Source organism: Streptomyces boetiae, from assembly GCF_031845405.1.
Taxonomy (GTDB): domain Bacteria; phylum Actinomycetota; class Actinomycetes; order Streptomycetales; family Streptomycetaceae; genus Streptomyces; species Streptomyces boetiae.
In genome coordinates this window covers 113,881-120,895 of sequence record NZ_JAVREN010000013.1, presented here as the reverse complement: position 1 = coordinate 120,895, position 7,015 = coordinate 113,881, and the positions used below count along the sequence as shown (strand labels likewise).

Here is a 7,015-nt window from a genome sequence, read left to right as displayed (position 1 = left end):
CCCCTTCACCTTTCGGATCCAGGTAAGTCATCGGGCCCAGGAACCTCCTTCCGAGTTCCTCCCGGCTGAGCCGGAGATACAAACAGAGCGCCTCGTGGCGCACAAGGCGCGCTCGACGACCCAGCGGTAGGTGCCCAGGCCGGTTCCGTGGCGGGTGCCGCGTCGGGCGATGGCCGGCATGATGCCCCGAGTCCGGACCTGCTCGCGGTACTTGTCGTGGTCGTAGCCGCGATCGGCGAAGACCGACTGAGGTCTGCGGCGAGGCCGGCCCACCCGCCCGCGCACCGGCGGGACCGCGTCCAGCAGCGGGATGAGCTGGGTGACGTCGTTGCGGTTGCCGCCGGTGAGGCTGACGGCGAGCGGGGTGCCGTGCCCGTCTGTGATCAGGTGGTGCTTCGACCCGGCGCGGCCGCGGTCGACCGGCGACGGGCCCGTCTGGCTCCCCCTTTTAGCGCCCGCACGTGGCTGGAGTCGACCACACACCGCGACCAGTCCAGCCTCGCCGCGGCGTTCAGTTCGGCCAGCATCACGTGGTGCAGGCGGTCCCACACACCCGCTTCGTTCCAGTCCCGCAGTCGCCGCCAGCACGTCATCCCCGAACCGAAGCCCAGTTCCTTCGGCAGGTACTCCCACTGGATGCCCTGGTACAGCACGTACAAGATCCCGCACAGCACCTGCCGGTCCGGCACCGGCTTCCGTCCCGGGTACCGGAACCTCCGCTCACGCTTCGGCAGCAGCGGCTCGATCCGCTCCCACAACTCATCCGACACGACCCACGGCGCAGCACCCACACCGCGACCAACGCCCAACTCACCAGCCAGACACGGCCACCAGGAACAACTCACCTCATTGTGTTAGGAGCTCTTAGCCGCAAGGCCGAACGGCCCCGCGCGTGGCGGGCTTCCCCGGGTTCGGGTGAGGTGGTCGATCAGCGGCGGCGGAGGCGGCGGGGGCGGGATGCCCACAGAACGGTCGTTGGGCGCATGGTGAAGGACGTGCCATCGTGGAAGTCCAGGCGCTTGCCGCCGCGAGGCAAGGCCCTCATGTCCCGCACGGTGAACACTTGGCCGCCGACGAGGATCTGATCGCCGCAACGAACGGTGACGGGGTCCACGACCACCTGTTCTACGACGACGTCGGTCACTGGCCGCCGCCCCGGGGGTGCGGTCGGCGTTCGTCGGCTTCCCCCCGCAGGCGCGTACAGGCCGGCATCGGTGACAGGCGGATGTTCGTAGCGAGGAACCACGAGAGCTTCGTCCTAACAGAGCGGTAGTGGTGGTGTGGATGCGGGCTCGGCCGCGCGGTGTCCGCGCTGCGGCCAAGGCGTCGACCAGCGGGGAGGAGGCGGGCCAGGGCGGGCGCTCGCCGCCACCGCTACGGTTCGACCGGGTCGGTATCGCCGCGGGAAACGGTGTCGGCCGCGACGACCGTGCACCAGGTGCGCGGCCCGTCCGTCCCCCACGCGTCCGAGAGCGCCTGGACGATCGCCATCCCGCGCCCGCTCTCCGACTCCGGCCCCACCTGCCGGACGTGAGCCCGTCCCGGAGCGCCGTCGTCCACCGCGAGGAACACCTCGCCCTCGCCATGGGCAAGCAGAACCCTGACCTGCTCGCTTCCGCCGTACCGGACTGCGTTCGTGACCAGCTCGCTGATCAGTATTTCGACCGTGTCGGCCAGGCGGTCCAGGCCCCACTCCCGGAGCGCCGCAACGCCCAGGTGGCGCGCCTGGGTGACGCGGAAAGGCTCGGGAGGAAATTCCAGGGCGATGCTGCTGGGAAGGGGGCTGGTGCGGGGAGTGCCCCGCTCGGTGCGGGCTGCTGTGGTGTGGCCCATCGTCATCTCACTGTCGGGTTCGCTGATGAAACGGGGCGGATGGGGGCGGAACGCGGGGTCATACCGACGGAAGGAGCCATGGCCCCTCAGGTCTGGGGCGGCTGCGCGGAAGCCGCTGCTAACCGTCACCGTGCGCGGCCGGGAGCAGCGGGTACTCCCCCGTCGCCTTCGCGCCGAGCGACAGGGCCTCGGTCAGACAGCGGGCGAGTTGGACGGGACTGGTCAGGACGGGCGGGCTCACGAGGGAGACCTCGGGATCGCGAAGCCAACGAGCGCCGGCGGCCGGATCCGGCACGGCGGGCGGGACCTCGATGGTGTGCGGGCTTCCCAGGCACAAGGGCCGCGGCTGGCGCGCCGGCCATTCGGAAGCCGTCACCAGCTCCTGCCAGCGTTCCTCGATCCCGATCGGGACGAGAATCGCGCCGACGCGGTGTGCGGGATAGGCCACAGCCGGGCCCAGTTGCTGCTCGTACCCTTCGAGCAGCCAGTACGCGACCTCGATCAGGGGCTGAGCACACACCACCGCGTCGAAGATGACACCGCAGCGCAGCCGTCGGGACGCGGCCGGCTCGTCGGGCCACCGCTTCGAGGCCCCTGCCGCCGGTGCGGCCCGGGCAAGCCAAGTGCCCAGCGCGTCGTCCTCCCGCAGGGCGGTATCCGTCACCACCATCGCGATCCTCCCGCTCGTCACCTCGGGCGGCACGCTCCGTGCCGCTCAGGTCACCTAGTGCAGCGAAAAAGGCCGGGCGGGCACCAGGTCCTTTCGCCCGTCCCTCACCCGACCGTGACCCGCCCTCGACCCGCCTTTCTCCCGCCCCTGGGCAGGCCGGAGGCCCTGTTCCTTGGGGCATCTCCCGCGACACCTCGACCGGCAATTACGGTGAGGGCAGTGGAGAAAAGACACGGGGAGGTGGCCGTGGCGGCAGCGAATCCGGGCGGCAACGTCCGGCTCCGACGGGCCCGGGAGGCGCTCCAGCGCACGCAGGAGGAGATCGTCGAAGATCTCGCGGCCTGCGCCGACCGCATGCACAAGGCGGGGCGACTCCGCCAGCGTCTGAGTTTCAGCCTGCGGCAGTACGAGAAGTGGGAGAGCTCCTGCCCTCCGTGGCCGCGCCCGCAGACCCGCAAGGTTCTCGAGGAGTTCTTCCGGCGGCCGATCGGCGACCTGGGTTTCGCGAGCCAGGACCACGGAGGCGACGAAGAACCCGAGTCGGCGGCCCCGCGGTCCGTCGCGCCCAGCGCGGCACCGGCACCGGCTATCGGCAGCGGGAACCTGCCGTGGCTGGCGCCGACCGGCTCCGTCTCGGGCAGCCCCTCGCGGATGCGCATCGGGGAAGCCGAGGTCGAGCTGCTGCGGGCCGCCGCGGACGACATGGACCAGATCGACCAGCAGTTCGGCGGTAACCGCCTGTGGCGCTCGGCCCGGGCCCACCTGCTGTGGGTCCACCAGATGCTTGACCGCGGCGTCTACGACGAGGTCATGGAGAACCAACTGCGCGGAGTCGCGGGCAAGTTCACCACCTCGCTGGGCTGGTTCTGCTACGACGCCGGCCTGCAGGCCGAGGCGCGCACCTACTTCGCGGAAGCGCTGACCACCGCGACCTACACCGGGGACGATGCCCTGGCCAGCCGGACTCTGAGCAACATGTCCCGCCAGGCCGTCGACCTCGGCAAGGGACGCGAGGCGGTGCGGTTCGCCCGGCTGGCCCAGGCACACGCCGCCGAGTGGTCAGCGCCCCCGCGCGTGGAGGCGCTTCTGGCCATCCGCCAGGCCCAGGGCTTCGCCCGGCTCGGCGACGCCCTCTCCTGCGAGAAGAGCATCCGGTACGCCTGGCGAGCGTGGGAGCAGGGGCCCGACGAACGCGATCCGGACTGGGTGCTGTTCCTCAACGAGGCCGAGATCGTCTGCCTGGAGGGCATGTGCCGCCTCGACCTCCAGCAGTACGCCCGCGCGCAGCAACTCCTCGAACAGAGCGCGGGGTTGCAGGATCTCGCTCACTCCCGCAACCGGGGGATGTGCCTGGGGCGCCTGGCCGTCGCCGCGTTGCGCAACCGCGACCTCGGCCACAGCCTGGCCGCGGTCACCGAGTCCCTGCGGCTGGTCAAGGGAGGCATGTCCTCGACGCGCGCCACGCACCAGCTGGTTCTCGTCCGGGATGGCCTGGCACCCCACCACCGCAGCCGCGGCGTACAGGACGCCCTGGACGAGATCAGCGAGCACGTCGCCTGACCACCGCCGAAGCGAAGGGAACGACGATGACGGGACTTCAACTCGCCCGCTACGACGGTGCTTCGGCCAAGGGCATGGCGGACGAGCTCGTGGACGTCTACGCCGAGGTCTACGACGTCCCGCCCTACCGCGAGGACCCGTTCTTCTCCGTCGCCTCGTACGCCGACCGCCTCCACGCCGCGTTCGGCATGCGCGGCTTCGAGACGGTCACGGCACGCCGGAACGGGGAGCTCGTCGGGTACGTCCACGGCGTGACGCTCCCCCCGGACAGGTCCTGGTGGGTCTCCCTCGCCGAGCAGCGCCCCGACGGCCTCCTCGGAGCCGCCGAGCGGGAGGACATCTTCTGGCTTCGCGAACTGATGGTGCGCCCCGCCTGCGCCCGGCAGGGCGTCGGCCGCCGCCTCCACGACGCGATCATCGCCGGCCGCGGCGAGTCCGTGACCGCGCTGACCTGCATCACCGACAACGAGCCCGCGCACGGGATCTACCTGCGCTGGGGCTACACGATCATGGGCCGCATCAAGCACGCCCCCGAGTCCCCCGTCTACGACGCGATGTACCGCCCCGCCGGCCGAACCGTTGCACCGCGACCGCTCCTCCCTGGATCCTCGTGCCCATGACCCTCCCGCCCCCTGACCGACTCGCCGCCGTGGCTCCCGAGTCCGATGCCCTCTTCGTGTACGGGACCCTGCAGTTCCCCGAGGTGCTTCAGGCTCTTCTCGGCCGGGTGCCCAGCCGCGCACCCGCATCAGCCGACGGCTGGCGGGCCGCCTCGCTCGCCGGCCGGGTCTACCCCGGCCTCGTCCCCTCCACGCTGACCGCCCGCGGACTGCTCCTCACCGACCTCACCGCGGACGAATGGCGGCGTCTCGACGACTTCGAGGACGACCTCTACGACCTCCGCCAACTGCCCCTGAACGACGGCCGCCACGGCTGGACTTACACCTGGTCGGGCCCCGACGTGCTGCCCGCCACCTGGCAGGCCGACGAGTTCGCCGCCCTGCACTTGACGTCCTACGCCGCGAGGTGCGCGCGAATAGCCCGGCACCGGCACCCCCGCACGCCGACTCCTCGCTGACGGCGGAGCCCGGGCACTTCCGTCGGCGTCACCACAGGCCGAGCTGCTCCAGCAGGGCTGCCGCCGGTGGCATCTCCGGGGTGGGCAGGGCGGTGAGCGGGTTGTCGGGGAGGGGGGTCTTGCGGTCGAGGCGGATCATCTCGCGCCAGCGCAGGACGTTCTCCCACTGGGCGGCCCAGGCCGGTCTGAGGTCGGCGGCGGGGATGTTCTCCAGGTGCCGGCCGCCGGCGAGGAGGCGGGCGGCGGTCCGGGGGCCGATGCCGCGGATGCCCGGGATGTTGTCGGCCGGGTCGCCGGACAGCGCGCGGTAGTCGGGCCACTGGGCCGGGGTGACGCCGAAGCGGGGCGGCAGGTGGTCGGCGGTGATGACGCGGCGGTCCTCGGCGAGCATGGTGTTCAGCAAGCGCACTTGCGGGGCGAGGAGTTGGTAGAAGTCCTTGTCGGCGCTCATCACCGTGACCTCCCGCCGCGCGGCGCGGGCGGTGGTGGCCAGGGTGGCGATCACGTCGTCGCCCTCGGTGCCGGGCTGTTCGATCCAGCGGATACCGGCGTGGTCGAGGAGCCGCTGGATGTCCGCGAGAGACTCGATCAGCCCGGGCTCGGGCGCGGGGCGGTGCGCCTTGTAGCTGCTGTCGGCCTCGGCCCGGGCCGCGCCGCCGTCCTCGGCGTCGAAGACGACGAAGACTTCGTGGCCGGCGGCGTGCCGGCGGTGGGCCTTGCGCAGGAGGGCGGCGAACCCGAAGACGCCGGTGCGGTCCACCGTTTGGTCGCGGGTCCGGATCCGGGTGGGGAATCCGTACCACGCGCGGAAGAGCAGGTTGTGGCCGTCGACGAGGAGCAACGGGGCGGCCGGGCTGCTGGTCATGGCGCGGTCTCCGGGGTCTCGGGGACGTGAACGGGAGCCTGTGACCGCGGCGGACGGGCGTCCGGCCGACGAGCCGGATGAGGCGCGAGTCTACCGGCGAGGGCCCAGGAACTCCCTCAGGAGCGCGGCCAGGTGGGTGGTGGCGTCACGATCGGCCAGGACACGCCGGTGGGCGGCGGCGCGGAAGCGGGCCCGCTGGTGTTCCGGCAGGGCGAGAGCACGACGAAGGCCGCGGGTGAGGGCGTCGGGCTCGGCCGGGTCGTAGAGCAGGCCGTCGTGGCCGTCGGTGATCTGTTCGGGGAAACCGTCGCGGGCCGGAGCGAGGAGGACCGGGCCAGCGTGGCGGGCCCACAGGGCGGTCTCGAAGACGGTGTTGGCCAGGGTCTCACCGCGGCTGGGGCTGGCCATGACGCGGGTACGGGGCCAGGAGGCCAGCGCCCGGGGCAGTCCGCGATCGAAGTCTCCGACGAAGGTCGCGTCCAGGCCGAGGCGGCGGGCGCGGGCGCGGTAGGTGTTCAGGAGGGCGGCGCGTTCGTCGTCGGTGCGCACGGCGATGGCGGCGAGGTGGACCTGGTCGCAGAGGGGGGCGAGGGCGTCGATGAGGAGGTCGATGCCCTTGGTCGGATCCGTGCGGCCGATGGTGGCGACGAGGGGCCGGTCGGTGGGAATGCCGAACGCGGCAAAGGTGGCGGCAGCCTGGTTCGGGGGCATGGGCCGGAGGTCGGGGTCGGGCAGGTGCAGGCCGGAGGGCCAAGGGGTGAGCCGGCTGGGGTCGAGCCCGTAGTCCCGGATGAGGTGGCGGGTGAGGAAGGTGCCGATGTCGGCCACCCGCGCGCGGGGAAGGGTGTTGACGGCGGTGATGGCCTGCCGTTCCCAGGTGAGGCGAGCCGGGTCGGGGGTGGGGCGTTCGGTGATGCGGACGGTGGAGAACAACGCCAGGACGGTGTGGACGCGCGGGTGGGCGGCGGCTGCGGGCACGCCTGCGAAGGGCGGGTCGATGGCGAGGACG

8 protein-coding genes and 1 pseudogene are annotated in these 7,015 nt (G+C 72.0%); 3 read left to right on the top strand and 6 right to left on the bottom strand.

Going from position 1 to position 7,015, the window contains the following annotated elements; translation table 11 throughout:
- Nucleotides 1-105: 105 nt before the first annotated feature.
- From RM780_RS11885 to RM780_RS11870, 4 genes and pseudogenes are all read right to left on the bottom strand, one after another.
- Nucleotides 106-791, bottom strand: a pseudogene (locus tag RM780_RS11885) (IS5 family transposase); the annotation flags it as partial.
- A 137-nt stretch (nt 792-928) separates the two neighbouring features.
- Nucleotides 929-1,144, bottom strand: coding sequence for a hypothetical protein (locus RM780_RS11880; RefSeq protein ID WP_311630606.1), 216 nt, complete (start codon nt 1,142-1,144; stop codon nt 929-931).
- 230 nt (nt 1,145-1,374) lie between these two features.
- Nucleotides 1,375-1,833 carry an ATP-binding protein gene (locus tag RM780_RS11875; RefSeq protein ID WP_311630605.1) on the bottom strand — a complete coding sequence of 153 codons (459 nt, stop codon included), beginning with the start codon at nt 1,831-1,833 and terminating at the stop codon, nt 1,375-1,377.
- Nucleotides 1,834-1,951: 118 nt separating this feature from the next.
- Nucleotides 1,952-2,503 carry a hypothetical protein gene (locus RM780_RS11870; protein WP_311630604.1) on the bottom strand — a complete coding sequence of 184 codons (552 nt, stop codon included), beginning with the start codon at nt 2,501-2,503 and terminating at the stop codon, nt 1,952-1,954.
- A 219-nt stretch (nt 2,504-2,722) separates the two neighbouring features.
- Between RM780_RS11870 and RM780_RS11865 the strand changes: the two genes are divergently transcribed.
- The 3 genes from RM780_RS11865 to RM780_RS11855 are packed head-to-tail and all read left to right on the top strand — an operon-like array spanning nt 2,723 to nt 5,141.
- Nucleotides 2,723-4,063: a hypothetical protein gene (locus tag RM780_RS11865; protein WP_311630603.1), complete on the top strand. Its 1,341-nt coding sequence runs from the start codon at nt 2,723-2,725 to the stop codon at nt 4,061-4,063.
- A gap of 26 nt (nt 4,064-4,089) precedes the next feature.
- A complete protein-coding gene (locus RM780_RS11860) occupies nt 4,090-4,683 on the top strand; it encodes a GNAT family N-acetyltransferase (RefSeq protein WP_311630602.1) in 594 nt (197 codons plus the stop codon).
- The gene (locus RM780_RS11855) at nt 4,680-5,141 is read left to right on the top strand and encodes a gamma-glutamylcyclotransferase family protein (RefSeq protein WP_311630601.1); all 462 of its coding nucleotides are present in this window, start codon (nt 4,680-4,682) and stop codon (nt 5,139-5,141) included. The genes RM780_RS11860 and RM780_RS11855 overlap by 4 nt, the downstream gene beginning before the upstream one ends.
- Before the next feature lie 28 nt (nt 5,142-5,169).
- Here RM780_RS11855 and RM780_RS11850 read toward each other — a convergent pair whose 3' ends face one another.
- Nucleotides 5,170-6,006 (bottom strand): 5'-3' exonuclease, encoded by an 837-nt coding sequence (locus tag RM780_RS11850; RefSeq protein WP_311630600.1) that lies wholly within the window; start codon nt 6,004-6,006, stop codon nt 5,170-5,172.
- Between the two features lie 90 nt (nt 6,007-6,096).
- Complete coding sequence (locus tag RM780_RS11845) at nt 6,097-6,984, bottom strand: glycosyltransferase family 4 protein (RefSeq protein ID WP_311630599.1); 888 nt, start codon at nt 6,982-6,984, stop codon at nt 6,097-6,099.
- Nucleotides 6,985-7,015: the final 31 nt, after the last annotated feature.